Raw genomic sequence first — 24,450 nt, forward strand, 5'->3', positions numbered from 1 at the left:
CAATAGAACTCTTATTATAGGAGAGCATATCTTTTATCTCGATATCCGAAAATCCAACTCTATTAAGGGCATATTTAACTTTTCTATTTTCAAAAGTTCTGGAAAGATTAGCTCTATGACCTGTTTTCACCTCACATAGAACAGCTAGCACATCATACTCCTCTAAGTGACTAAACAATCTCTTATCCCAGTCTCCTAAATTGCCCCCTATAGGTTCTTTAACATAAGGTAAACGCAAAGCAATTAAATCCGCATCCCCGTTTCTATTATTCTCAGTTCTGTGATAAACAAAGTTGTCTATTACAAAAAATCCATTTAGCCGTAAATACCAATATGCAAGTTCTTCCCCATAATTTTTCATGTATTATTCTCCTGAATTTTCTCTTAGGTACTTCTAATTAGTAAGTAAGCAACAGGAATATTATACCATACAAGGTGTTATAAAGAGGATTTTTTAATACTATTACTCTTGACAATCTTGAACAATTTCGAGTTATAGTTGCGTTAAAACTGTGCCAATCGAAAACTTAATTTTATGGAAAGAGACTCAGGGTCGATTTTAATGTATCAACCGATAATCGAAACATTTCAAAAATTGAATTCTAAAAAGCCCTATCCACCATGGGATAAGGCTCTAGAATTAATGAGAGTATAATCTTCGCAACGGCTTCACAGTGTTCTGAGTGTGTATCAAACAAATAAGAATTTTGTTTTCATTAAATTGAATAGGTTAATGATTCTTTCCATCACTATATGCTTCCAAATATAAACCATTTAAAGCCTTCCTAGCCGCTCTCCTCGCACTCCTTCTATCAGTTCCAATACCAATAAAATCCTTATATGGCGGTTCTTCCTGGCATATTGTCACGACTACTTTATAATGATCCTGAAACTTTATGATTTCCATCTCGATTTCATCATTGTACTCATTTATGAGCCGGGAGACACTGTGGTCAATATACTCCAATGAATTCATATAGGGATTCTCCATTCTATTGGGGCCTTTTGTTCTTTTTATTAATGATTTTTTTCTCTTTTATTTCGCTTAGCAGTTCATTATAGTACTCCGCGTTTTCTGCTACTTTATCTATTTCCGTTACTAATTCTCCTGGCTTCATGTCTAGTGCAGCAGCCAACTTGTAGATGGTTAAAAGTGTAGGATTATATTGGTCTCTTTCTAGGTCGCTGATTGTGTTTCGATCTTTTTGGCTGAAGTCGGCTAAATCTTCTTGACTAAGCAGCAGTTGTTTTCGCAGCGCTTTAAGGATTTTGCCAACAATAATGGTCTCTTCTTTTTTCAAGGGAATGACTCCTTTTTAAGACCATTACAAACTTATTCTACAAATAGAGACACGTATATAACTAGGCGTTTGTTTCCTTAACGCAACATTTTTGCTATTCACATAGAAAAGCGGCAGTTCAACATAACTGCCGCAAAACTTTATATATAATTTTTACAACGAAGCAAATGAAAATCCCCCTATCAATCCCAAAATCCAATAAAACAAGCAGATGCCTGGTTGTATTTTGACAGAGGACACATTCAAGAGATCTCTCTCCTACTCCCACTTAAACACATAACTTGCCACGATGAATCCGCCAATTAACCAACAGCCGAGGACAAGTGTTTCTGTCCCTAATTGGAGGAGTGGTGTACCGAGGTTCATCGTTTCCCTAAGGGCTGAACTCAAATGGGCGATTGGCAGGATTTTCACGATTGGCTGGATGATGTCTGGCATATTGTTAATCGGGAAGAAGACTCCTCCAAGGAACAGCATCGGGAAGGTAATGAATCCTGCAATCGGGCCTGCGCTTTCTGGGTTTTTGGCGATTCCTGCGATAATGAAACCGAGTGCCATAAAGGCAAGTGTGCCAAGGATGATGAAGAAGATCAAGGCAAGCCAGGAACCTGCGACTTGGATGCTAAAGACGAAATGGGCGATAAGGACGACGAGTAGTGCCTGGGTTCCATTTAGCAGCAGACGGGCGGTGATTTGAGCGGCAATGAAGGTGGAGGCTTTCAGTCTCGTTCCTTGCATTCTTCGCAAAATTCCTCTTTCACGCCAGGCAGAGATTTGGCCTGCGACTCCGTTCATGTTGTTGCTCATGATCATCATGGCGACGATTCCTGGAACGAGGAAGTCAACATAACGGATGGTCAGTGCTTTTATTCCCACTTTTTCAATCGATACCACCGGCTCGTAGTTTGCAAGATCCTTGCTGTATTGATCAATTATTCCGTTCATAACTGTCAGGCCGAGCTCTGAGGTTGTGAGATTTTTTTCATTATAATAGACAGGCAGAGTTGATGGTTCATTCTGCTCCTCCAGGTTGTTCTCGTATCCTTTCGGGATCTCCATGAACAACTGGATGTCTCCATTTTTCAGGGCTTCTTTTCCGCTTTTAACATTTTTGAACGTTATCGTCTCAAGACCTTCATTCTTGTAAAATCTTTCTGTTAAAACCTTTGAGGAATCACTTTGATCTGAGTCGGTCAGCCCTACTGTTAGTGAAAGACTGCTATCGTTTCCGGCAAAAGTTCCAAGGGCCAGCATTAGAATGATCGGAAAGAGTAAGGTGAAGAACAAGACCTGCTTGTTTCGTGCAAAAATCCGTAATTGTGCCAGTGTTAGTTGCCAATAAGCTCTCATGATTCCCTGATGCTCCTTCCAGTCATATGGATGAATACATCCTCTAAAGTCGCTGATCGAGTCTGTAAATCCTCAATTTTGAACTGATGTTCTGCGGATGCATGAATCAACGAGGTCAAGGTGACTTGAACATCATCCGTATACAACTGGACAAAGTTGTCTTTGATCGACACTTCCTCGACTCCATCCATTTTCAAAAACCAGTCTTGTTCTGGAGGGTTGCTCAAATGGAATTCCACAGAGCTTGTGGACTGCAGTTTTTTTACGAGATTCGTTGGCGTGTCAAGCGCGATCAGTTCGCCTTGATCCATGATTCCGATGCGGTCACAGAGCACATGGGCTTCGTCCATATAATGCGTCGAGAGAATGATTGTTTTTCCTCGCTCTTTCAATCGGAGGACGATGTCCCAAAGAGTCCTTCTTGCCTGTGGATCAAGCCCGGTCGTTGGCTCATCGAGGAACACAATGTCCGGATCATGGATTAGCGCAAGTGCAATCGCAAGACGCTGCTTTTGCCCGCCTGATAGTCCCTTGATTCTGTCATTCCGCTTCTCTGTCAGCAGCATATCACCGATTAGTCCATTGATGTCCACGTGTGTCGGATAAAAGCTGCCATACAAATGCAGGATTTCTTCTACTTTTAATAATTCGAACAAGGAGGTGGACTGAAGCTGTACCCCAATTACCTCTTTGACTTTGTTCACTTCTTCGATCACATCGAAGCCTGATAGTGTTGCGGTGCCTTCATCTGGCTTTCTGAGGCCAACTAACATTTCTATCGTTGTCGTTTTGCCAGCACCGTTGGGACCAAGCAGACCGAAGATTTCACCTTTTTCAACCTGGAACGAAACTCCCTTAACAGCAGTAAAGCTGCCGTATCGTTTTTTCAACCCTTTTACATCTACTATACTCTCATTATTCATGACAAGCCTCCATTGAATGGCAGTTGTAATTAATTGATTTCATTTTTTCCCAGCAACTCCATGTGGAATCAGCATAATGGTTTTTGCAAGGTACCCATTAAGTTAATAATATTCCATAAAAAAATCTGTAATCCTTCAAAGACTCGTCTCGTTAGAAAGGCTCCATAGAATTCCGAAAAGAGTCTATTTCAGAGCTCCTTTTACAGCAATGAATTGAACCGTATATTTGTGTCAGCTATTAAGAAATAGATGGGAAATTGGTCGAATGTTTCAAAGATGTTCTTTGCTTTGCCGGGAGGAAAGCTGTTGACGAGTGTTGAGGATGTGTCGAGCAGGACCATGGCCGCTCACAATAAGGTAAAACTTACGACATGATCAGAAACACCGGTATTGATGCTCTTTTCGATTAGTGTCTTCTATAATAAATTTCGGGAATGTCTACGTTAGAAGTTCGGTTGGTATTTTACATAAACTTCATTTGCTTAAATTTTTTTGATCATACAAAAAGACGACAGTGATAAAGTTGCCGTCTCTGATTGATCATATCCAATGATTAATGGGAAAGTTCCTTACCCAGAACACGTCCCTGCGTTTCGAAAAGTATCCCCATGCTATGTGTTATAAATGGTTTTTAATTGTAAAAAGGAGCAATGCATGCTTTCTCAGTGATTTCTTCAGCTCAATTTTTACTGATTGAATAGCAAAGAGTTCTTGATAAATCCTGGCAAGTCCAGGCATTTTTGCTTTTTAATCCTGTGTCCAGCTAACCATATACTCCGTCTCACTGTTCGGGAGCTCTAGTCCGGGGTCTGCAACTTTCCATCGACCCTTGATTTCCAGTTCACCGCATGCTAACTCAAACTGAGCCATAGCAATGCCGATATCCAGTATTTGCATATCATATCCTAGCCTTGTACTGTAATTAGGGGTATGTTCTATATAAAAATGGCACTTTTGCCGATCTTCCGACAATACTATTCTCCATGGCTGTTTGTTTGAAGCTGAAGGCCCCAGCCTTACCATCTCGATGGGAATTTCAAATTGTGCGGCATTTGCTTTATCAAGCGGACCTGCAAAACTCCCGTCAAAAAACAACTGATCCCACGGTTTTTTGTTATCGGCTTTAACTACATAACGGAGCGCCTTATCAAATACTCTTTGCTTTTGTTGAGGATAGCCCGATGGCGTGATACAAGGTATAAATTCTCCTTCTGCAAGCTGAATTTCCCTTTCAAAGGAATTCCTGCTGAAGGTGCCGCCCATCCAGCATGTTCCCAGTCCAAGCTCTGTCAAATAAATCACCAGCTTATGAAATGTAAAGGCGAATTCCAGCAAGGAGTATTTCTTATTTTCACACAGACCGACCAGATAGACCTGCGGATTTTTAATGAATCCATAAGTTCCAAGCTTGATTCCTTTTTCAGATACATTGTTGGTAATCTGAATAAGCTCAATACGTCCTTTATTGCCAAAAGGTCCTATTAAATTGTCTTCAGATGCTATGTATTCTATAATCCTTTTGTAATCAGTTTCTGAAAGCTTTTTTGTATCATATGCTCTGATAGATTGACGATATTTCATCGTTTCAATAGCTGAATTATAATTATTCATTATTCACCTCTTTACATGGGATTAATGGGGACGGATCTAATGCTTCCAATCAGAATAACAGCAGGACTTCCATACCATGCTCCAATGAATGAAATCATTCTCTTTTTCCATAACGAAACGCAAAGCAGAGAGTACGCCCCCTCTGCTTCTCCCTATGGATGAGTGGTCCGTGGTTTCTAAGACGTCCTTTTTTGCTGCGTAAAACTCAATGAAGAGATCATTTTTCTTTCACTATCAAAGGATATTATCATTTTAAGACAGAAGCCTCCCTCTTCAATCGCGAGAAGTTCATTTAGCCTAGCGATAAGGGGGAGATAAATATTGGTTGGCGATAGCCAAAACACTCACTGTCATGGTATAATTAGAACATACGTTCCTTTTAAATGAGGTGAGTTTATTGCTAGTGAAAAAGGCGTTTAAGTTTCGTATTTTCCCAAACCATCGCCAAATTGAGCTAATTAATAAGACGATTGGCTGCTCCAGATTCGTGTTCAATTTTTTCCTCAGTAAGCAGAAGCAAAAAGATTCTTACTGGTTTATGGTAGAAGAAATGGTACAAAACGGTCAACTGCCGTCAAACAATTGGAAAGGGAAGTTTTTCAATAAATACGAATCGGTAAAAGCTCTCCGACAGTTGAAAGAACATTATCCCTTCCTAAAAGAGGTAGATAGTATTTCCCTTCAAAGGTCCGTTGAAAATTTAGCTAATTCTTTTCAGCGGTATTATAACAAACAAAAGAAAGCACCTAAGTTCAAAAGTAAAAAGAATAAGGTACAGTCCTATACCACCAAGCAAACCAATGGAAATATCGCTGTTCTTGAAAAATACATCAAGCTGCCCAAACTCGGTTTTGTTCGGTTTGCAAAAAGTCGAGAAGTAGATGGGCGGATTATGAATGTGACCATCCGACGAACTCCAAGCGGAAAATACTTTGTGTCTATTTTGGCTGAGACAGAAGCAGCTGACTTACCGAAAACAAACTCGAGCACAGGGGTTGATTTAGGGCTGAAGGACTTCGCGATCCTGGCAGATGGGACAAGGTACAGAAACAACCGTTATTTTAAGTCGTTAGAGCAAAAGTTAGCAAAAGCCCAACATGTACTATCAAGAAGAATAATCGGCTCTAGTAATTGGAATAAACAACGAAAAAAGGTTGCCCGAATTCACGAAAAGATTAAAAACAAACGGACAGATTTCCTACATAAGACCTCTATGGATATCATCAAAAACCACGATCTTATCGGAATAGAGAGTCTGCAAGTATCGAACATGATGAAAAATAAGAAGACAGCTCAATCCATCGCTGATGTGTCTTGGTATCAATTCAAAACTATGTTAAAGTACAAGGCTGAATGGTACGGCAAGATAGTAGTGGAAGTGAGTAAAACCTTCCCTAGCTCTCAGTTGTGTTCGAGCTGCGGTTATAAAAATAAAGATGTTAAAGATCAAGGTTTGCGTGAATGGACTTGTATATGTGGTGTGCATCACGACCGCGATATTAACGCAGGATTAAATTTAAAAAACGAAGCAATAAGACTTCTAACCGTCGGTGCGACGGGGCTAGCCTAATCCATAACTGGCGGTTACGCTGGTGTTCTTAGGAATCCCCCACTTCAAACGGTTCGCAAGAGCAGTTAAGTGGCGGGTAGTTCAATATTACTCATTATGCACCTTTTTCAACGGGATCATAGGGACGTAACTAATGCTTCCAAACAGAATAACAGCGGGACTTCCTTACCATGTTCCAATGAATAAAATCATCCTCTTTTCCATAATTAAAGAAGATTCAGGAGGGAACGTCCCCCTGCTTCACCGATGGATGAGTATTCCATGATTTCAAAGTAGTCCTTTTTGGCTCCTTAGAACTCATTGAAGAACTCATCCACCCTTACCTTTCTTTCACTATCAAAGGATTTTATTTCACCACCAAACTTTTCAATACTAGGTTCAAGTTTTGCGGGCGTTCTGCTAGTCTTCTCATAAAATATCCATACCAGTCATGCCCAAATGGTACGTAGGTACAGAAGGAATATCCTTCTTTTACTAGTTCTAGCTGCATATCTGTTCGGAAACCATATAACATTTGGAATTCAAACTTATCTGTCGGAATATCATTTTCAATTACAAATTGTTTAACTTCATTAATAATATTATGATCATGTGTTGCGATTGATGTGAAACCTGGATGTAGCAATCGTTTCTTGATAAGTTTCGAGTAATTCGCATCAATCTCTTCTTTTTTCTGCAGAGATACTTGTTCATTTTCCTTATATGCGCCTTTTACGAGTCGCAGCCGCATATGCTTTAAATTTTCAATATCGTTTACTGACCTGTAGAGATAGGCTTGAATGACTGTACCGATATTGTCGTATTCTACCTGCAACTGGTGTAATATATCAAAAGTCATTTGGAGATGACTGTAATCTTCCATATCTATATTTACAAATATTCCGTATTCTTTTGCTGTTTTCATTATATCCTGCATATTTTTTAGGCAAAATTCTTGATCAACATCTAATCCCAGTTGTGTTAATTTAATTGATAAATGTGCGTCTACACCTGATTGTTTAATGGCTTGCAGTGTTTTAAGGACATTCTCTTTGGCTTCTATTGCTTCATGTTCATAACGAACAAATTCACCTAGATGGTCTACTGTTGCGCTAATACCATAAGAGTTTAGATTCTTAACTGATTGTATCATTCCATCTGTGTCAATTCCTGCTACAACCTTCCTCGCCCCGAGTTTAAATCCCCATTTTTTTGCACTAGCATTTAATAAATGATTTTTTGACAACGCTATGAAAAAATCTCTCGCTATAGCCACTGCACATTATCCTTTCTGCTTTTTTATTGGGATGCTTTCTTATATGGTAGATACCCTTTTCACTTGTACTATAACTTATTGTTCTACCCTCTAGATTTAAGGGGGGTTACTTACAGCAAATTGATTGCAGCAATAAAAAAACAAGCCTCTTTATTCAACACAAGGCTTGTCTGTTCTGTTTACCGCTATAAAGGAGACGGCTGCATATATTTTTAGGCAGCCGCCTTTAATAGAAAACCCTATTCTTGTTCCCTGATTTTCACTTTCCAAATCATGTGGTCAAAATTTTCGCCCCAATAATCCTTTAATAGAATATCTGGTTCTCCGAATTTCTTTTTCCAGATATGTTGTGCACTTTTATATCCACTATCTAGGCAAAATTCTTCTATCCCGTTATTTAGCAATGTCTCATACATTGCCTTCAATAGTAAGTTTCCTACTCCATTCCTTTGGTAGTCAGGATGTACAAATACTGTACCTACCTCGACAAGTACTTCAAAAGCAGTATTTGAAACATTTCTTATGATTTCATTTGCTGGGCCAAATTCAATAGAACCAATAATTTTGTCACCATAGACCGCTTTTAAAAAATATCTTTCCTCACCATTGCTTTCAAAGTCACTAGTTAAGTATCTTTTCTTCATTTCAATCTCTTCAGTGATATCATTCAATTGATCACCAATACCTTCTTTAATAAATGTATCGATGATCACCGTTTTAAAAAAGTCGTTCAACTTTTCACGATCTTTAGTGGTTGGTCTTCTAATATTCACATGAAGCATTCAAAACGCCTCCAAACACCCGCGGAATTTTTTGTGATTCAAGGCAACAAACCCAAAACCGCAAAAAAATGCATGATCGATCCGGCTAATACAAACAAATGCCAAATTGCATGGTTGTAATGGAATCCGCGCCAGACGTAAAAGATGGCTCCTACTGTGTACAAGACTCCCCCAATCACCAGGAATAGCAGTCCTTGTGAGGAAACATTCTGTGTCAGTGGTCCCCAGGCAAAGACGATCAGCCAGCCCATGACGACATATAACACTGTGGATGTATGCAAGAACCTTTTAACAAACAAAGATTTGAATACCGTTCCTGCGATGGATAGTCCCCAGACGATTCCGAACAGCGTCCATCCTAAAGCTCCTTTTACAGCGATAAATAGGAATGGTGTGTAGGTGCCGGCAATGAAGAAATAGATGGATGAGTGGTCCATGATTTCAAAAAAGTCCTTTGCTTTGCCAGGTGGGAAGCTGTGGACGAGAGTTGAAGATGTATATAGCAGTACCATGGTAACACCGAATAAGGTGAAACTCACGACATGCCAGGCTGTTCCGTATAGGGAAGCGAACACGATTAGGATGACGAGGGCCGCGATGCTTAATAGTCCACCGATTCCATGGATGATTGCGTTTGCGATTTCCTCTCTCTTTGTAAATACATGTACATTGGCCATACTGTTGACTCCTTTGCTCTATATAACAAACGGTCTGTCTGATCCGTTTCTTCTATTATATTAGAACATTAGTATAACACTTATGACTTTAATAACTGAATGAAAAAGGAGCGGGAATTCCCCACTCCTTTCTTCATGCTTATTTTCGGTTGCCTTTTAGATCTACTCCAATAGCTGCACCATTCCTGCTTGAGTCGGCGACTCCCTTAAAAGTACCGTTTTCACGGTCGATCAGGATGCTTTGGACATTGCCGATGGTCGTCGGGCTAGATCCAAATTTATGGCCCATGGCATTCAGTTTGCTTAGTGTATCCGCGCTGATGCCATCTTCATAGCGATAGGAATTTAGATTGTTGGTGTATATTCTTGGCTGCTCAACTGCTTCCTTAAGCTCCATATCATACTCAATGGCATGGATGATGGTTTGCAGCACGGAGGTAATGATCGTCGGGCCTCCTGGAGAGCCAACTGTTAGGACTGGTTCTCCGTTTTCAAAAACAATCGTCGGTGTCATGCTGCTCAACGGGCGTTTGTTTGGCTGAACTTCATTGGCTCCGCCAGGGACTGCATCAAAGTCTGTCAGTTCATTGTTCAGCATGAAGCCATAACCAGGCACCATGATGCCCGTTCCAAACACCTGTTCAATTGTTGTTGTGTAGGAAACAACATTTCCCCATTTGTCAGCGACAGTAAAGTGGGTTGTTTCTCCATATTTCCTGTCATTCGGCTGGCTTGTTGGTGTAAAGTTCGCCTCTGAATTTTCATATTTCCAAGGATCACCTGCTGTTGGAGTCTGATTGACAGAATCCATGCTAATCAGTTCCTGGCGCTCCTTGATGTAATCAGGGTGAAGTAATCCAGTCACAGGAACATTGACAAACTCAGGATCTCCAGCATATGCAGCACGATCTGCATAGGCGAGATGCATGGCTTCGGCCAGAAGATGATATTTTTCTGCTGAGTTGACATCATATTGGGACAGATTGAAACCGTCCAGTATTTTCAGCATTTGCAGCAGGAAGACACCGCCTGAACTTGGCGGAGGCATGCTGGCAATCTCGTAGCCCTGATAATCTCCCCAAACTGGCTCATCAACTGTTACATCATACTTTGCCAGATCTTCAGGAGTCATCGATCCACCGAAATCCTGGACAACATCCGCAACTGCTTCGGCAATTTCTCCTTTATACAGTGCATCAGTACCTTTTGAACGGATCAGCTTGAAGGTTTTAGCCAGGTCATCCTGAACAAGGACATCCCCCTCTTGAAGCGGCTTCCCGTCTGGTAAGAATACTTCACCAGCTGCTGACCTTGATAACTTGTCCTGATTATCGGCAATCGCGTCTGCCAGGACTGAATCAATTGGGAATCCCTTGTCTGCTAGCTTAATAGACGGACCGATCAGCTGCTGCAGCGGACGGGTTCCCCACATTTCAAGTGCTGTCTCAAGCCCTTTTAACGTTCCCGGCACTCCTACTGCCTTACCTCCGGTTGAACGTTCTGAAAAAGGAATCGGCTTCCCGTTTTCATCCAGGAACATGTCTAGCGTCGCGCCCTCAGGAGCACGCTCACGGCTGTTCACGATTGTGGTTTCTTTTGTTTTTCCGTCATAAACCATCATGAAACCACCGCCGCCGATTCCTGACATCATTGGTTCAACAACATTCAGCGCAAACTGAATGGCAACGGAAGCATCAATCGCATTTCCGCCCTTGCGAAGAACCTCAGCGCCGATTTCAGATGCAAGCGGGTGGGCTGTCGCAACCATTCCATCCTTGCCCACATCAACCTGGCTGTACTGGTCGTAGCTGAATTGCGGTTTTTTAGCCAGTCCTGCTGCAGGCATTGTACCGGCCAACAACAAAAAACTGAGCAAAGCAAACAGCCCGGTACGTAAGAAGTTTTTCATATCAATCCCTCCTGTTCAATTTGATTTCAATATTATGGTAGGGGAAATAGAAGAGTAATAGCAAATATTTAACCGAATTTTCTTAATTTTAAAACTATAATACTAGTTGTTTTAACAGAAGGGGTAAATTAGGCACGGAAATGGATAGTACAAAAGAATGATGGTGTATGAAAAATTTATCCCATTGAGGAATTAATCCATTAGGAATTAATCAGCAGCATTTCAGAATCCTTGCATACTCCCGACAAAAAAGAAGCCAAGGATTCACCCTGCTTCCATCAATAATCAATATAATATTTTCACTACCTTCTTCTCCCTCTCCAAACACCTAACTGAAAAATAATCACTGTATAAGTAATGAAAATCGAAAAGGCAATGATGATTTGCTGATGATTAGACCAGATAGTAAGAATGGTTTTTTTAAGGTTGCCTGTCAGATGCAGATAGTAGACATACACCAAGAAGAAGGAAAGAAATACTAAGAAGGAAAAGCGGAGCATACGAAAGAAAGAGCTTCCTTCGAAAAACGTTCTAGGAACTTTACCTTCTTTGTTAGAAAGTATTATTTTAGCCATCAACCACACCCCATTACGCGCGATTCATATTCATATACTTTAGTATTCTTCCCCATCGGGCTATTTCCTTTTTAAAAACAAAAGCTCCTACCTATAAATTAAGAGAACCCTCTATTTCTTGAATTAATTGACCGTTATCACGTTTGTACCGGCCTATTTTTCATAATATAATGAAGAAAACGATTAACAGGGAGTTGTACCATGGCTAAACATAAGATCTACACAATGAGTTTCGCAAGTGTCTATCCTCATTATGTGAATAAGGCGGAAAGAAAAGGACGTACAAAAGCAGAAGTTGATGAAATTATCACTTGGCTGACAGGATACAGCCAGGAAGAGTTGGAAGCAATACTGGAAAAACAGACAGACTTTGAGACCTTCTTTGCAGAAGCTCCTCAAATGAATCCTTCGAGGGACTTGATCAAAGGCGTAATCTGTGGTGTCCGAGTCGAAAACATTGAAGAACCAACGATTAGGGAAATTCGCTACCTGGACAAGCTAATCGATGAGCTGGCAAAGGGAAAAGCAATGGAAAAGATTTTGCGGAAATAATAAGCAAATCTTGAAAACACCGACTTTCATTTATTAAGGTTTTTCCTTTTGTTCAACTTGCTTAAATTTCGGCGATAAAAAAACAGCCCTATCAAAGATAGAGCAGTAATCCTAATGACACGATTATGACCTCTTTTTTCTTGTTACGGCTTGTCTTGAGATTCTTTCATCCCGCTCATTTTCAAGACTGGAGTTAGTTTACTTATACAAACTTAAGTTATTAGTAGGCATGGAAAATCTAGTTATACAATTTCATTCCGCAGTATTTACAATGTATTGCTGAACTTCGTCTATGTCTACATTTCCGCCCGATATCACGGTTACGATGTTTTTACCTTGGATGTTCAACTTATTGAACATGGCTGCTGCTATCGTTGTTGCGCTTGATGGTTCGATAAGCTGCTTCGTACGTTCCATAACGAAACTGAAGGCTTGACGAATTTCATCTTCGCTCACAAGAACAATGTCGTCCAGGTATTTCATAAGTACTGGGAAGGTCAGGTCACCCGGCTGGCTCGTTCTTAATCCATCGGCAATCGTTTTAGTAGCAGGAATTGCGGTAATTTTCTTATTTTGTAAGGATAGGTATGTATCATTGGCAAGCTCAGGCTCTACACCGATCACTTTTATTTTTGGATTCGTTTCTTTTACAGCAGTCAGGATTCCGGATATAAGTCCCCCGCCGCCAATGGGGACAATGATTGCATCCACATTTTCCAGCTGTTCCAAGATTTCCAGTCCAATCGTTCCTTGCCCTGCCATAACAAATGGGTCGTCATAAGGAGGAATATATACGCCTTTTTCTTGTTCTGCGATCGCCTGTGCTCTTGGTAATCGCTCTGAAGAGGTAGTGCCGCACATTTCCACCTTCCCGTTGTAAGCTTGGATTGCGTTTACCTTACACTTAGTAACATTCTCAGGAACTACAATGGTCGCTGGCACCCCGTATTTTTTGGCAATATAGGAAACCGCTTGGCCATGATTACCGGATGATGCAGTTGTTATATACTTCGCACCATTTTCAATGGAGTGTATGACTTTATTACTTGCTCCTCTTATTTTAAACGAACCTGTTTTTTGTAAATGCTCAGATTTTAAAAACATTTGATTCCCGCATATATTAGTAAGTTGCTCTGATTGCAGAATCGGCGTTACATACGCTATTTCACCAATCCGTTCTCTGGCCTCCTGAATATCTTTTAAAGAAATCATGTTCTCCTCTCCCTCCTATTTAACTGCAAAAATAAAATCAATCTCAATGGGGGTATTGCCAGGCAGCTCTGCAGCTCCAATGGCTGTACGGGCATGGCGTCCTTTTTCACCGAAAATATTCTCAAGTAACTCAGAAGCGGCATCAAGAACTTTGGAAGGTTCATAAAAACCTGGTGCAGTTTGAATATAGCCTGTCACTTTTAACACTTCGACTACATGATCAAGATCACCCATGGCTGCTTTTAAACTGCTAAGCCCTTTTAATACACATATCTCCGCGAGTTCCTGAGCCTGTTCAACCGTAACATCACTCCCTACCTTACCTGGATAGGGAACTTCACCATCGATCCTGGGAACCTGTCCACTGACATAAGCTACCCCTTGGTGAATTTTAACAGGAACATAGCTATACAAAGGGGCAGCAGCCATAGGTAACTCCAAGCCTAACTCTTTTAACCGACCTTCGATCACACTCATATTTGAAACCCTCTTTCTCCATGTCAATTAATCTATAAATAATTAGACCCCCTTGCTCAGTCAAATTTCTATTCCATCTTCTTTTCAAAAATATATATAAAGAAAAAATAAAGACCAATAATCATTGTTAACCAAGGAATCCAAGACACGATTGAGCTTGAAAACGGGTTTTCATATACTTCTAAAAAATCCCCTGCAACATTTGATACTATACCGTTGATAAAAAACATTAATAATGACATTGAAATAAAAATAGAAGCAACTATAAGTTTCATCTAAAATGTCCCTCTCTATTTATGTCTATTGCTAACCTATGTACTATAGAATTCTATATGTTTGACAAAATACCTTATTGTTTTATTGTCAATTTTAAGAATTTTCATTATGCTAAACTGCCTCTTTGCCGAGCAAGAATTCAATTCCTTCCACAAGGTAAGCAAATGTTAATGAATAATTATAAATTGAAAATAGTTGCAATCCCGATAAAAGCGATAATGTAAAGCATTCCTATAGAAGGTAATAAAATATAAAACATCCCAGAAAAAGCAGCATATTTTTTAACCCCGAAGTAATAAGTTAATCCATAAGCTATACCATTACCAATTAAAACAAACATTACTGTTATATATGCACCAGCAATACCTCTATTAACATATTCTCCATCAGAAAAGAAATAAGAGTAAATAAAATGACCTTAATTGATTGTATTCACTTAATCCCCCTACATTTAAGGTATTAATATGTTCCTTTATTAGAGTGAGCGCATTCGTTATTGTTGCATTTAGTTAACAACTGTTCTTCTTGAACGATTCTGCTTCTATAGCTCAATAGGGAATACAACAAAAAGGAGCCTTAATCCTTCTGAATCAAGGCAGAAAAAGTTAGTTAAGGATAATTATATTTTCACAATACAAATTTAGATGTTATGACCATTAACTTCAGTTGATCTTGAACAGACACTAATTCACAAATTGTTATAAATCGTCCAACGAGGACAATGTTCTTTCGTTCATTTATTTTCCTCAAAGTTCTAGGGGCTTACTCACCTACCATACCGTCCCCATCACGATCATCCATATATGGGTATAACCAATGATCACTCGTTATTGGCATACTGAAACCTGCTGCTTTTGCCTCTTTAATCGTCACCTGTCCATTACCGTTTATATCAATGCTTGAAATATCACCGTTAGTGTTTGAACTAGTTGCATCGGAAGGCTCACTTCCTGTTGAATCGAGTGATTCGTTTATCGCATCAGGGTCAACATTGTCAAATCTATCAATGATTTCGTTACCCATTAATGTATAGGTATACTGATAACTTGAGGGAATTTGCGTTTGATTATTCGGATATGTGATAATTGCTTCAAAATTAGTGGCTCCGCCTGCGCTACGGATCACGTCTTCCATATAAGCTTGATCACCATGTCGGTTGAGTGTGCTATCTTGTGGGGTAATATTATAAGCATTTGATACCCCTCCGAGAGAATCAGCAATGATATGTCCCTCATCTAAAACGTCACTTACGACACCCGGAACCTTTGCCTCATCAGAGTAGTATCTGCCAGAAGATAATACAGGTTCGTTACGGTCATCTTGTAGAATGATTTCGTCAGCTATGACACGTACTAGTTGCCCGTATTCATTAGTAAATGCCCAATATTCACGGTCCCCAAAACCAATGTCAACGACGACATTAGGTTCACGATATCCTGACAAATCACCACCATCAACTTCAATTAGTTTGTATCCTGAGAACAGTTCGTTATTTGATTGGGTTGGTTTTTCCTCTACTACTGGTTCATCGACAACCGTAGTTTCTTCTTTTTCACTATTTTCATTTGTATTAACTGTGGTTACTTCTTGTGGATCTGTTTCTCTATCTGTAACTGATGAATCTTCTACGTTGGTACAACCAACCATAAAAATGGTTGTTAAAAGTAAAATTAAATAGTTCACTTTCATTTTCATTTTAGGACTCTCCTATAATAGTTTCATAACCTAGATTAACATTGTTAACCTATTGATAATAGTACATTCCAAAATTACCTATATTTTAGTATATACTTTGTTCGATGTGTGTAGTATTAAATTCCAATAAAGGCTTGTACAGATTCAAATTGCAACTCGAACTTTTTTAGCACTTATGACTCGAATCTACACTCAATTAGTCATTCAGATTAAGAATTGATAAGAAAAAAAATAATCCCATCTCATTTGAGAAGGGATTTTTTACAATTCAATACCTTAGAAAGGTCTACTATGTGATCGCACACTATCTCTCACAAGCAAAATTATCTTTATCTCTATCCATTTTAGGTTGATAGGCTGGATGATCAGAAGGAACGCCATTTGGATATTTCTTCCTTAGTTCAGTACAATTGGCAAAGTTCTCTGAACCTCCACTTGAAGCTGCTTTGGCTTCTGCTTCTTCCTTTGCTTTGGCTTCTGCTTCTGCCTTTGCTTTAGCTTCTGCTTCTGCCTTCGCTATAGCTTCTGCTTCTGCCTTCGCCTTGGCTTCTGCCTTTGCTTTAGCTTCTGCTTCCGCCTTCGCTTTGGCTTCTGCTTCTGCTTCCGCCTTTGCTTTGGCTTCTGCTTCTGCCTTTGCTTTAGCTTCTGCTTCCGCCTTCGCTTTGGCTTTGGCTTCTGCTTCTGCCTTCGCTTTGGCTTCTGCTTCTGCCTTCGCTTTGGCTTCTGCTTCTGCCTTCGCTTTAGCTTTAGCTTCTGCCTTTGCTTTGTCCTCAGAACTCTTTTCCTCATTCTTATCCTCTACTTTTGAGGTTTTCGAACTTTCAGATGAACAAGCAACTAAACTAAAAATTAAAAATAAAGCAAATAAACCTATTAAATACTTTTTCAATTCAAAACCCCCTTCACATTTCCTATCTTTGTATAACATTAAAATACGGTGTAATATTTTTACTTATTTCAGAAAAATTTAGTTATATATTTTAGCAGTCAGTTCTTCAAAGAAAGTCCCTTTATTTGAATATATAATGTCCTTGTAAAACATATTACTTAATTAAAATCTTCGCCTGTTCATTTAAACTCTTTTAAGGGTATGACCTCTCCTGGCTAAACCCTCATATCCCCAATCCGTTTTAATATCCCAAGACATTTCCTTCTTAAATCACCACACCACTCACTTTTGAGTGCTTCATCAAAGCACCAGAAGATGAAAGCAGATACCACAGCGGTAATAAAGAAGAAGCTGTTATTTGTTATATTCGTGAGCCAGTTCCCGTTTCCAGCATCAAAGAGGAGAGTTGGAAGTAAGACAAACAGAGCCCCAAGGAAAACATGAAGCAAGCCTGCAACGGCCAATCTTCTTAGCCGGGCTGCTCTCCTTGTAAGAAAATCAGTAAAGATAGAGGATGGAATTCCGTAGATTAAGTTAATTGGCAGGATGTACATGCCGAAAAACAGTCCAACCCCGGATTGATCAAGTATCGATAACGGGATCACCACCATCACTGTTGCGCCAAAGGCAGAGATCAATTTTCTTAGAATCATAGTCAATACCCCGTCCTGATTTATTTTTTACAAAAAAACGGCCCGATCCATCCTCTTTCATGAGTGACAACATATGTCCATGTGAATTCTTGGTCAACGACGTATAAATCGGCATATTCCCCATCGGCCAGTAAAAGGTCTGCCGCTTTCAAATCAAAAGCCCTCTCCACTTGAAATACATCATCTGAGTGCTGGAAGAAAATCAGGCAAGTATCTTTGTATTGTTTTTTGAATGCCAGATCCGCCTGCTCTTCCTTATCACACTTTCTTTTCTCATAGCTGAACACATGCCACAAATACCCACTCGCTCCACTATATGAATGCAGATAGATCTGCTTTTTTTCCATAGGACTTAAATGGGATGCAAATACTTCTTCCCACTGCATTCTTAAATGGTATCCGTAGTCATCTGTTTTCCTGACTAATATTTTTTTGCTTTTAAGTTTGTAATAGAAGTCCATACACTGCCTCCTCTGCGAATGCCTTATAATTCATTCTGCTTAAGAGTGTTTTATTCCTTTAATTAAAGTTACTTGTCAATAGCATAAGGATGTACCCTAAACAATCAAAAAGCTCCCGACTCGAATCGGAAGCTCTTTGGACAGCAAGTTGCTTCAAATGCAGCTCCTATAAGGATAATTGAGAAATGATCTACCCAATGGGAGCTGCAGGATGGGGCATTTTTTTATGAAAAAATTCTAAAGCACCTGTGGTAATGATTAGGTTTAACGATTTTGAAGCTCGATAATACTTTTTCCGCCTAAAAAGGCGTGTCCTGTGGTCAGTGTCATGACCGTTTCAAAGCCATAACGATTATATACCTTTTCTACCCTTTCATTAATAGGAAACACCCATAGGTTTTCAAACCCATGTTTTTGTACTACTTGTTGAATATGTTGAATGATATAGCCAATTAATCCTTTTCCTCGGTATTCCTCTAATGTAGCTACACTTTCCATTCGCGCTTGTCTGCCATGAGCAAAGATACAGGCAGTGGAACAGGCGACACCATGGTACCTTAACAAAAAGTGTTGATAAGCGGGATGTTCAAACTCTTCCTTTAAAGCCTTTTCTCGAACTTCACGCCCGCCAATCTCTTTGATGCTGCATTCGATTTCTAATGCTTCTTGATAGTTTGCTTCGGTAACTGCTTCAATTGAAATAGCGTCATTTCTTTCCAGTTTAATCACTTTTTGATTCCATAATTGTACAGGACTTGGCAATTCCTCATATCCAAATCCTTTTGATTTTAATTCACGTACCAGAGCAGGTTGTTCATCTGGAGTGTATATGTAAAATCTCGGAATAATGTTCTTTTCATTATAAAAGCTCATTACTTCATCAACAATATTTTCTGGATGGTCAACTAGTTTGCGAATATGGGCATGATTCGCATCATAATAGGCAGGCTGATCTTCACTTAAAAATAGAAAACCCCACTCCCTGTCGTAACGAGTAGTAAATGTAGCAAGGTAAGCAAACTCCAACTCTAATATTTTATCTAACATGTATCTCATTCCCCTCATTCAATTGCTTTGAAAAATCCCCTTATTTGATATTAGCATTAATATCCAATTTCGGGAGTTGTTTCATTATATAATAGTAAAGGACTGACAACATATAGCCCTTTACTATCTGACTCTAGCAAAGCGTATGTCTGTCGGTCGGACTCAAAGTTAAATTGATTCATTTATTTTTTTTGCGAAAAATGAAACCAACATACCTATACTGAACGACATACTAGTGAAAATAACTTATGGAGGTTGCCCAGTGAATGAGGAACAGAAATTAATCAATCAAGTCCGGGCAGGTAATGGAGAAGCATTCAGCCAGCTGGTTGAAAGTCTGCTTTCTTCTTCATATCGGACGGCTTATCTTATACTTGGTTCACGGGAGCTGGCTGAGGATGCTGTCCAGATTGCCCTGGAGGACTGCTATCTCAGCATTATGCGAGATGTGGAAATCCGCCATTTTAAAGCATGGTTTTACCGGCTCGTCTATACCCGTTCAATCGATGTTTACCGAAAGCAAAAGCGAAATCAGTTTTCTGATATTGAGGAAAATCCAGAAGCGATCACCAAGCTGCAATCCGGATCAGCTCAAAAAATGGCTGTTGAAAGTGAAACAAGGCAGGAACTGCTGCAGTTGATTACCCATTTAAAAGATGAACAACGAGTTCCTCTACTGCTGTTTTACTATGAAAACTTGTCAATCAAAGAAATCAGCCTCATCCTCAATGAAAACACCAATACGGTAAAAACAAGGCTGTCACGGGGCAGGAAAAAGCTCGGAGAATTGATGAAAAAGCATAGCCACTTTCAAATGGAGGGAAATACTTATGGGATATGATAAGGATAAAATGCAGATCCCTGATTCGCTGCAAAAGTTTACAAAGGAATTGCCTGGCCGATTCGCAGCTGGTGAATTTGACGATGAGCGGAGTGATCGAGTTGGCCGTGAGCTGGAAGGGTTCAATAAAGCTTTAAAAAATCAGTGGACATTTTGGAAAAAAGCAGGTGTAACGACTGTCGCGATAGCTGCCAGCTTCATGTTATTTGTTGGTTCAGGGTTCGTTTCCCCTACGATGGCTAAGATGGTAGCGAAGATTCCCCCGCTCAGTGCGATCTTTGACAGTCCTGAGCAAAGCCTGAACGAGCGTCTGACTGAGGCGTTGAAAAAAGAAGGATATCCTGTGAAGCAAGTGAACGAGTTTGTCGGCGGCAAGAATGAAGGCATCACCATTACATTGGATGCCTCAGAAGAACAGTATCAGGAGATGCAAAACGATGTTATCAAAATCGGACATTCCATGGTTAAGAGCGAGGAATTCAAAGGGACGAGAATCGAGGATTATTTTGTAAAAGTAAGACCGCATCGCGAGCCTTCTGAAGAATGGAAACAGGAACAAGCTGAAATCGAAAAGGAAACTGATGAAGTGTTCCAAATCGTCCAGGCGGCCCTGGAACCATTTGATTATCAGAACTCTGTCGGTTATATGAAAGATGAAGTTGAACTTGAAATCCCAAGTATCGAAAAGCAGGAAAAAGTGGATCAAATCAAAAAGGCTGTAGAGGATGCCCTCGCTGCAAATGACAAGGATTATATAGAGGTCAAAATCAGAAAGTTTGATGTGGTCAAACGAGACCAATACGCCCGCTGGAGTGATGCGGTTTCAGGAATTGGACATGAATTCAAGACCTATAAAAAATACAAAGTTTCCGGTGTAGGCTATAAAAGTAAAGATGGGTTAATGACCATTTTCATCACGATGAAAATGAAAAGCACCGACAAAGAAGCAGTCTCCCACGCCACCGACCTTTACACAATGGCCGAGGAATTCATCAAATCAGACGAAATATGGCCAAAAGTAAAACAAGACCCATATAAGATTGTCGTAAGGACAAAAGATAAAAAAGAATTTAATACAGATGAAAAACAGTTTAATTAAAGAAAGCAAAGGGATCATTCCCTTTGCTCTTTTGTAATCTTTTACAAGAAGAATGAAGCAGAAGATACATCCCAGTGCTTCTTTCTTCCTTCACTCGCCTATAATGACTGCTCCCCTTAATAAGCGCGTGCAAACCAGACGGTGTGTTTCGCTTCGTTGCCACAATGGATGCATGTCTGTTTTTCTGCTGGTGGGTTGAATGGGATGTTTCGCGTTGTGAATTTTGTTTTTTCTTTTACGCTTGCTTCACAATCATCATCACCGCACCAGCCTGCCAATACCCATCCTGGAATATTTCCACTTGCTTGGGACTCTGCAATATGCTGTTCGAGCTGATCCAGGCTATCGATATGGGTATGAGAATTCTCTTCACGGAACGCTTTTGCTTTTTCGAACAGACGAGTCTGCATCGTTTCGAGTTCGTTCTTGACTTTTTCGACCATAGATTCTAATTGCACAGAAATTTTCTCATCCATATCCCGAGCTTTCATCAAACTCTGGTTTTGATCTAAATCTCGCGGACCTAATTCAATACGGACAGGAACACCTTTTAACTCCCACTCATTGAATTTATATCCTGGTGATTGATCGGAATCATCAAGACGAACACGAATGCCTTCTGCTTTTAAAGCGGTAAAGATCTCATCCAGTTTCTCGATGATGGCCGGGTTCTTTTTCCCAGGGCCAACGGGGATTAGAACCACTTGTGTCGGAGAAATTCTTGGCGGCAGTACGAGACCCTGTTCGTCTCCATGGACCATGATGACAGAACCAATCAAACGAGTGGACGTACCCCAGGATGTTGTATGTACAAATGTGTGTTTATTTTCTTTATTCAGGTATTTAATATCGAATGCTTCCGCAAATTTTGTACCCAAGTAGTGGGATGTACCAGCCTGGACGGCCTTTCCATCCTTCATCATCGCTTCGAATGAATAGGTGTCGACAGCACCGGCAAATCGTTCAGACGGCGTTTTTTGGCCATCATAAACTGGAATTGCAAGCAATCCTTCGACTACTTCCTTATAAATATTCAGCATTAGCATCGTTTCCTTGCGTGCATCTTCCTCGTCGACATGAGCCGTGTGACCTTCCTGCCATAAAAATTCAGAAGTGCGGATGAATGGAAGAGTTTTCTTTTCCCAGCGGAATACATTAGCCCATTGATTAATCAAAACTGGAAGGTCCCGATAACTTTTAATCCAATTTGAATACAGATGCCCAATCATCGTTTCCGAAGTTGGCCTCAATGCCAGGCGTTCTTCTAATTCCTCTCCTGCAGCTTCTGTAACCCAAGGAAGTTCTGGCGAGAAGCCTTCAATATGATCTTTTTCCTTTTGGAAGAAGCTTTCCGGAATCAACATTGGGAAATAAGCATTGCGGTGGCCTGTTTCCTTGAACCGCTTGTCCATTTCCCCCTGAATGTGCTCCCAGATTTCATAGCCATCCGGCTTAAAAGCAATACAGCCGCGAACTGGGGTGTAATCAAATAATTCGGCTTTTTGAATCGTATCAATATACCATTTTGTAAAATCATTTGTTTGCTGTGACATGTCCTTTTCCTCCTGAAAAATCAAATATAAAAATAAAAAAGCATAAAGAGTCCTTGATAAGGACGTCTTTATGCTAATAGACGTGGTACCACCTTAGTTCGACATTCATAGAATGTCCTCTAAACGTTTGTATCGGAACGACCCGGTTAGTTTTTCGCTAACATCTCCGTGGCAGGGTTCAATAAGGAGGGGTGATATAGCTTTCAGCCATGGCTATATTCTCTGGATTCACAATCCTTATTTACTTGATCACATCATTGATTCCATATTTATAAATTAATATATCAAGTTTCTATCAGGAATTCAAATTGAAGCATAGGTATTTTCTAATGCTTCGAAACAAACTGAGAACAGAAACTCCCAATCGGTGATTCATTGATAAGAAGAAGCATACTCTACTGCAATTTCCAGACAGAAAGTACGTCCCTTTGATTATTCATGCAAAAAGGCAGCAGTCTTTACACTGCCTTGTATGATTTTGTTTATTTTGCATTGGCCAAAATGGCTTGCTGTACGGTTCCATAAGTGTTCAATTTAGAGAAATCGACTCCCGTGTTGATGACATCAACTGCAAGTTCAGGGCGAATTCCTGTCAGCATCGTCTCGATTCCGATTAGTCTCAGGACTTTATTGATATTGAAGATTCGCGCGGCGATTTCAGCATCGATCATGGCGATTCCGGAAAAGTCGATGATCAGGTTTTTGATTCTTAGCTCGCTGATCTTCGGAATGACATGGGTCATGATATGGTCGCTGCGTTCGAAATCGAATTCACCGATCAATGGCAGGATGGCCATGTCTTGTTCGAGCGGAACGATTGGGGATGATAGCTCTGTGATGATTTTTTGATTCCTTTTGTTCTGCTCATTTGCGAGCCTTTCCCGCTCCATCATTGTTTCCGTGATACTTAAATCAAGCATGTAGCTAATTCGGTTATTGACGAAAACCACTTCTTCGGTGGAAAGCCCCTCTCCGACTGAAATTTTCGTCAGCATTTCAATAAGCTGAAGACGGGTTTCTGCATATGGCTTCAGAATACTGGCGAGCTCCTCATAGCTGAATTGATATTCCCTCTGATTCGCTTGTCTTTCTTTATGCCAGGCAATGAACTTCTCAGCCGCAGCTTCCTTTGAAAGGTTCAGTGTGTTGCCGAGGAATTCCACGAATGCCTTATTCGTCTTCCTCGATTGTTCGATAATTTCTGCAGGAAGATCAATTTCGAGTTTTTTTAAATTATAATCGGTAATTTCCTTACTGATTTCATGTGCATTATCAATTAAGTATCTAGAAAATCTTTCGATGGGATTCACAAGTTCAGCTCCTATAAATAGTTCCGTTTTTTCTTTTTATAGATTATACCACTTATATCTGGATAAATATATTTTCAACCATTTCGATTCAACTTATTGGCATAACAACTTCAGTAGAAAAAACGGCATTCATATAAATACCGTTTAAGATTTCCCTATAAAGTTGCACTAAACTATTGATCATGATACTTCTGCTTTTTGGTCATGGCCGGAATGTATTACCTCAGCTTTTTCTTCCCTTCCTTCGCTCCACTTAAAGACAATGGCTCCAGCTATTATGACGAGTACGCCGAGGAATTGTTGAAAAGTAAACGGTACCTTCTCCAATCCCATCCAGCCTAATGAATCCCATAAAACCGCGAAACCGAGCTGTGAAGTCAATACAATTGATATCGCAAAGGTCGGTCCAAGGAACCTAATCGCCTGGACGAT

The 24,450-nt window shown here is 40.1% G+C and carries 26 protein-coding genes and 1 other annotated feature; of the genes, 4 read left to right on the forward strand and 22 right to left on the reverse strand.

The annotated features are described in order from the left end of the window. From ACH0QE_RS12165 to ACH0QE_RS12190, 6 genes are all read right to left on the reverse strand, one after another. Nucleotides 1–361, reverse strand: a 361-nt coding sequence (locus ACH0QE_RS12165; protein WP_415800912.1) for a hypothetical protein, incomplete at its 3' end; no start/stop codon positions are given. Nucleotides 362–730: 369 nt separating this feature from the next. After that, nucleotides 731–976, reverse strand: coding sequence for a hypothetical protein (locus ACH0QE_RS12170; protein WP_415800913.1), 246 nt, complete (start codon nt 974–976; stop codon nt 731–733). A 16-nt stretch (nt 977–992) separates the two neighbouring features. After that, complete coding sequence (locus ACH0QE_RS12175) at nt 993–1,301, reverse strand: helix-turn-helix domain-containing protein (protein WP_415800914.1); 309 nt, start codon at nt 1,299–1,301, stop codon at nt 993–995. A gap of 258 nt (nt 1,302–1,559) precedes the next feature. Further along, complete coding sequence (locus ACH0QE_RS12180) at nt 1,560–2,651, reverse strand: ABC transporter permease (RefSeq protein ID WP_415800915.1); 1,092 nt, start codon at nt 2,649–2,651, stop codon at nt 1,560–1,562. Beyond that, nucleotides 2,648–3,574 (reverse strand): ABC transporter ATP-binding protein, encoded by a 927-nt coding sequence (locus tag ACH0QE_RS12185; protein ID WP_415800916.1) that lies wholly within the window; start codon nt 3,572–3,574, stop codon nt 2,648–2,650. Before ACH0QE_RS12185 ends, ACH0QE_RS12180 begins: the two co-directional genes overlap by 4 nt. Nucleotides 3,575–4,321: 747 nt before the next feature. Continuing rightward, entirely contained in the window at nt 4,322–5,185 is an 864-nt protein-coding gene (locus ACH0QE_RS12190) for a nitroreductase family protein (protein WP_415800917.1), read from the reverse strand. Between the two features lie 397 nt (nt 5,186–5,582). Between ACH0QE_RS12190 and tnpB the strand changes: the two genes are divergently transcribed. Beyond that, on the forward strand, nt 5,583–6,755 hold the full coding sequence (gene tnpB, locus ACH0QE_RS12195) for an IS200/IS605 family element RNA-guided endonuclease TnpB (RefSeq protein WP_415800918.1): 1,173 nt from the start codon (nt 5,583–5,585) through the stop codon (nt 6,753–6,755). A 346-nt stretch (nt 6,756–7,101) separates the two neighbouring features. Here the strand turns inward: tnpB and ACH0QE_RS12200 are convergent, their stop codons facing one another. The 5 genes from ACH0QE_RS12200 to ACH0QE_RS12220 all read right to left on the reverse strand — a co-directional run bounded on the left by ACH0QE_RS12200 (nt 7,102) and on the right by ACH0QE_RS12220 (nt 11,953). Then, nucleotides 7,102–8,010, reverse strand: a complete 909-nt coding sequence (locus ACH0QE_RS12200) for a proline dehydrogenase family protein (RefSeq protein ID WP_415800919.1) — start codon at nt 8,008–8,010, stop codon at nt 7,102–7,104. A 239-nt stretch (nt 8,011–8,249) separates the two neighbouring features. Beyond that, complete coding sequence (locus ACH0QE_RS12205; protein ID WP_415800920.1) at nt 8,250–8,792, reverse strand: GNAT family N-acetyltransferase; 543 nt, start codon at nt 8,790–8,792, stop codon at nt 8,250–8,252. Between the two features lie 38 nt (nt 8,793–8,830). Continuing rightward, entirely contained in the window at nt 8,831–9,469 is a 639-nt protein-coding gene (gene trhA / locus ACH0QE_RS12210) for a PAQR family membrane homeostasis protein TrhA (protein ID WP_415800921.1), read from the reverse strand. Nucleotides 9,470–9,608: 139 nt separating this feature from the next. Further along, nucleotides 9,609–11,378 carry a gamma-glutamyltransferase gene (gene ggt / locus ACH0QE_RS12215; protein WP_415800922.1) on the reverse strand — a complete coding sequence of 590 codons (1,770 nt, stop codon included), beginning with the start codon at nt 11,376–11,378 and terminating at the stop codon, nt 9,609–9,611. A 302-nt stretch (nt 11,379–11,680) separates the two neighbouring features. Beyond that, the gene (locus ACH0QE_RS12220; RefSeq protein ID WP_415800923.1) at nt 11,681–11,953 is read right to left on the reverse strand and encodes a hypothetical protein; all 273 of its coding nucleotides are present in this window, start codon (nt 11,951–11,953) and stop codon (nt 11,681–11,683) included. Nucleotides 11,954–12,154: 201 nt separating this feature from the next. Between ACH0QE_RS12220 and ACH0QE_RS12225 the strand changes: the two genes are divergently transcribed. Continuing rightward, nucleotides 12,155–12,505, forward strand: coding sequence for a DUF2200 domain-containing protein (locus ACH0QE_RS12225; RefSeq protein ID WP_415800924.1), 351 nt, complete (start codon nt 12,155–12,157; stop codon nt 12,503–12,505). A gap of 252 nt (nt 12,506–12,757) precedes the next feature. Here the strand turns inward: ACH0QE_RS12225 and ACH0QE_RS12230 are convergent, their stop codons facing one another. From ACH0QE_RS12230 to ACH0QE_RS12265, 8 genes are all read right to left on the reverse strand, one after another. Continuing rightward, nucleotides 12,758–13,717 (reverse strand): threonine ammonia-lyase, encoded by a 960-nt coding sequence (locus ACH0QE_RS12230; protein ID WP_415800925.1) that lies wholly within the window; start codon nt 13,715–13,717, stop codon nt 12,758–12,760. A gap of 15 nt (nt 13,718–13,732) precedes the next feature. Next, on the reverse strand, nt 13,733–14,194 hold the full coding sequence (locus tag ACH0QE_RS12235; protein WP_415800926.1) for a RidA family protein: 462 nt from the start codon (nt 14,192–14,194) through the stop codon (nt 13,733–13,735). A 68-nt stretch (nt 14,195–14,262) separates the two neighbouring features. Further along, nucleotides 14,263–14,469, reverse strand: coding sequence for a hypothetical protein (locus ACH0QE_RS12240; protein WP_415800927.1), 207 nt, complete (start codon nt 14,467–14,469; stop codon nt 14,263–14,265). A gap of 763 nt (nt 14,470–15,232) precedes the next feature. Then, the gene (locus ACH0QE_RS12245) at nt 15,233–16,165 is read right to left on the reverse strand and encodes a DNA/RNA non-specific endonuclease (protein ID WP_415777848.1); all 933 of its coding nucleotides are present in this window, start codon (nt 16,163–16,165) and stop codon (nt 15,233–15,235) included. A 304-nt stretch (nt 16,166–16,469) separates the two neighbouring features. After that, nucleotides 16,470–17,054, reverse strand: coding sequence for an excalibur calcium-binding domain-containing protein (locus ACH0QE_RS12250; RefSeq protein WP_415800928.1), 585 nt, complete (start codon nt 17,052–17,054; stop codon nt 16,470–16,472). A 215-nt stretch (nt 17,055–17,269) separates the two neighbouring features. After that, the gene (locus tag ACH0QE_RS12255; protein ID WP_415800929.1) at nt 17,270–17,707 is read right to left on the reverse strand and encodes a hypothetical protein; all 438 of its coding nucleotides are present in this window, start codon (nt 17,705–17,707) and stop codon (nt 17,270–17,272) included. Between the two features lie 20 nt (nt 17,708–17,727). Continuing rightward, on the reverse strand, nt 17,728–18,168 hold the full coding sequence (locus ACH0QE_RS12260) for a DUF4275 family protein (RefSeq protein WP_415800930.1): 441 nt from the start codon (nt 18,166–18,168) through the stop codon (nt 17,728–17,730). 264 nt (nt 18,169–18,432) lie between these two features. After that, nucleotides 18,433–19,215 (reverse strand): GNAT family N-acetyltransferase, encoded by a 783-nt coding sequence (locus ACH0QE_RS12265; RefSeq protein WP_415800931.1) that lies wholly within the window; start codon nt 19,213–19,215, stop codon nt 18,433–18,435. Nucleotides 19,216–19,477: 262 nt separating this feature from the next. On the opposite strand from ACH0QE_RS12265, the gene ACH0QE_RS12270 reads away from it, so the two are divergent. Further along, entirely contained in the window at nt 19,478–20,056 is a 579-nt protein-coding gene (locus ACH0QE_RS12270) for an RNA polymerase sigma factor (RefSeq protein ID WP_415800932.1), read from the forward strand. After that, complete coding sequence (locus ACH0QE_RS12275; protein ID WP_415800933.1) at nt 20,046–21,155, forward strand: DUF4179 domain-containing protein; 1,110 nt, start codon at nt 20,046–20,048, stop codon at nt 21,153–21,155. The genes ACH0QE_RS12270 and ACH0QE_RS12275 overlap by 11 nt, the downstream gene beginning before the upstream one ends. Before the next feature lie 116 nt (nt 21,156–21,271). Here ACH0QE_RS12275 and proS read toward each other — a convergent pair whose 3' ends face one another. The 3 genes from proS to ACH0QE_RS12290 form a co-directional block, all read right to left on the reverse strand. Continuing rightward, nucleotides 21,272–22,708 (reverse strand): proline--tRNA ligase, encoded by a 1,437-nt coding sequence (proS, locus tag ACH0QE_RS12280; RefSeq protein ID WP_415800934.1) that lies wholly within the window; start codon nt 22,706–22,708, stop codon nt 21,272–21,274. A 55-nt stretch (nt 22,709–22,763) separates the two neighbouring features. Next, nucleotides 22,764–22,975: a binding site (T-box leader), on the reverse strand. 215 nt (nt 22,976–23,190) lie between these two features. Further along, on the reverse strand, nt 23,191–24,018 hold the full coding sequence (locus ACH0QE_RS12285) for an STAS domain-containing protein (RefSeq protein WP_415800935.1): 828 nt from the start codon (nt 24,016–24,018) through the stop codon (nt 23,191–23,193). A 180-nt stretch (nt 24,019–24,198) separates the two neighbouring features. Then, nucleotides 24,199–24,450: DMT family transporter (locus tag ACH0QE_RS12290; protein ID WP_415800936.1), on the reverse strand; the 252-nt coding region annotated here is incomplete at its 5' end.

The sequence above is a fragment of the Mesobacillus sp. genome (assembly GCF_047739415.1).
GTDB lineage: Bacteria > Bacillota > Bacilli > Bacillales > Cytobacillaceae > Mesobacillus.

What these genes read in the sequence shown, in the direction of transcription:
- ACH0QE_RS12170 (WP_415800913.1), bottom strand. Translation starts at nt 976, where the DNA reads ATGAATTCATTGGAGTATATTGACCACAGTGTCTCCCGGCTCATAAAT.
- ACH0QE_RS12180 (WP_415800915.1), bottom strand. Translation starts at nt 2,651, where the DNA reads ATGAGAGCTTATTGGCAACTAACACTGGCACAATTACGGATTTTTGCA.
- ACH0QE_RS12185 (WP_415800916.1), bottom strand. Translation starts at nt 3,574, where the DNA reads ATGAATAATGAGAGTATAGTAGATGTAAAAGGGTTGAAAAAACGATAC.
- ACH0QE_RS12190 (WP_415800917.1), bottom strand. Translation starts at nt 5,185, where the DNA reads ATGAATAATTATAATTCAGCTATTGAAACGATGAAATATCGTCAATCT.
- ACH0QE_RS12205 (WP_415800920.1), bottom strand. Translation starts at nt 8,792, where the DNA reads ATGCTTCATGTGAATATTAGAAGACCAACCACTAAAGATCGTGAAAAG.
- trhA (WP_415800921.1), bottom strand. Translation starts at nt 9,469, where the DNA reads ATGGCCAATGTACATGTATTTACAAAGAGAGAGGAAATCGCAAACGCA.
- ggt (WP_415800922.1), bottom strand. Translation starts at nt 11,378, where the DNA reads ATGAAAAACTTCTTACGTACCGGGCTGTTTGCTTTGCTCAGTTTTTTG.
- ACH0QE_RS12220 (WP_415800923.1), bottom strand. Translation starts at nt 11,953, where the DNA reads ATGGCTAAAATAATACTTTCTAACAAAGAAGGTAAAGTTCCTAGAACG.
- ACH0QE_RS12225 (WP_415800924.1), top strand. Translation starts at nt 12,155, where the DNA reads ATGGCTAAACATAAGATCTACACAATGAGTTTCGCAAGTGTCTATCCT.
- ACH0QE_RS12230 (WP_415800925.1), bottom strand. Translation starts at nt 13,717, where the DNA reads ATGATTTCTTTAAAAGATATTCAGGAGGCCAGAGAACGGATTGGTGAA.
- ACH0QE_RS12235 (WP_415800926.1), bottom strand. Translation starts at nt 14,194, where the DNA reads ATGAGTGTGATCGAAGGTCGGTTAAAAGAGTTAGGCTTGGAGTTACCT.
- ACH0QE_RS12240 (WP_415800927.1), bottom strand. Translation starts at nt 14,469, where the DNA reads ATGAAACTTATAGTTGCTTCTATTTTTATTTCAATGTCATTATTAATG.
- ACH0QE_RS12245 (WP_415777848.1), bottom strand. Translation starts at nt 16,165, where the DNA reads ATGAAAATGAAAGTGAACTATTTAATTTTACTTTTAACAACCATTTTT.
- ACH0QE_RS12255 (WP_415800929.1), bottom strand. Translation starts at nt 17,707, where the DNA reads ATGATTCTAAGAAAATTGATCTCTGCCTTTGGCGCAACAGTGATGGTG.
- ACH0QE_RS12260 (WP_415800930.1), bottom strand. Translation starts at nt 18,168, where the DNA reads ATGGACTTCTATTACAAACTTAAAAGCAAAAAAATATTAGTCAGGAAA.
- ACH0QE_RS12265 (WP_415800931.1), bottom strand. Translation starts at nt 19,215, where the DNA reads ATGTTAGATAAAATATTAGAGTTGGAGTTTGCTTACCTTGCTACATTT.
- ACH0QE_RS12275 (WP_415800933.1), top strand. Translation starts at nt 20,046, where the DNA reads ATGGGATATGATAAGGATAAAATGCAGATCCCTGATTCGCTGCAAAAG.
- proS (WP_415800934.1), bottom strand. Translation starts at nt 22,708, where the DNA reads ATGTCACAGCAAACAAATGATTTTACAAAATGGTATATTGATACGATT.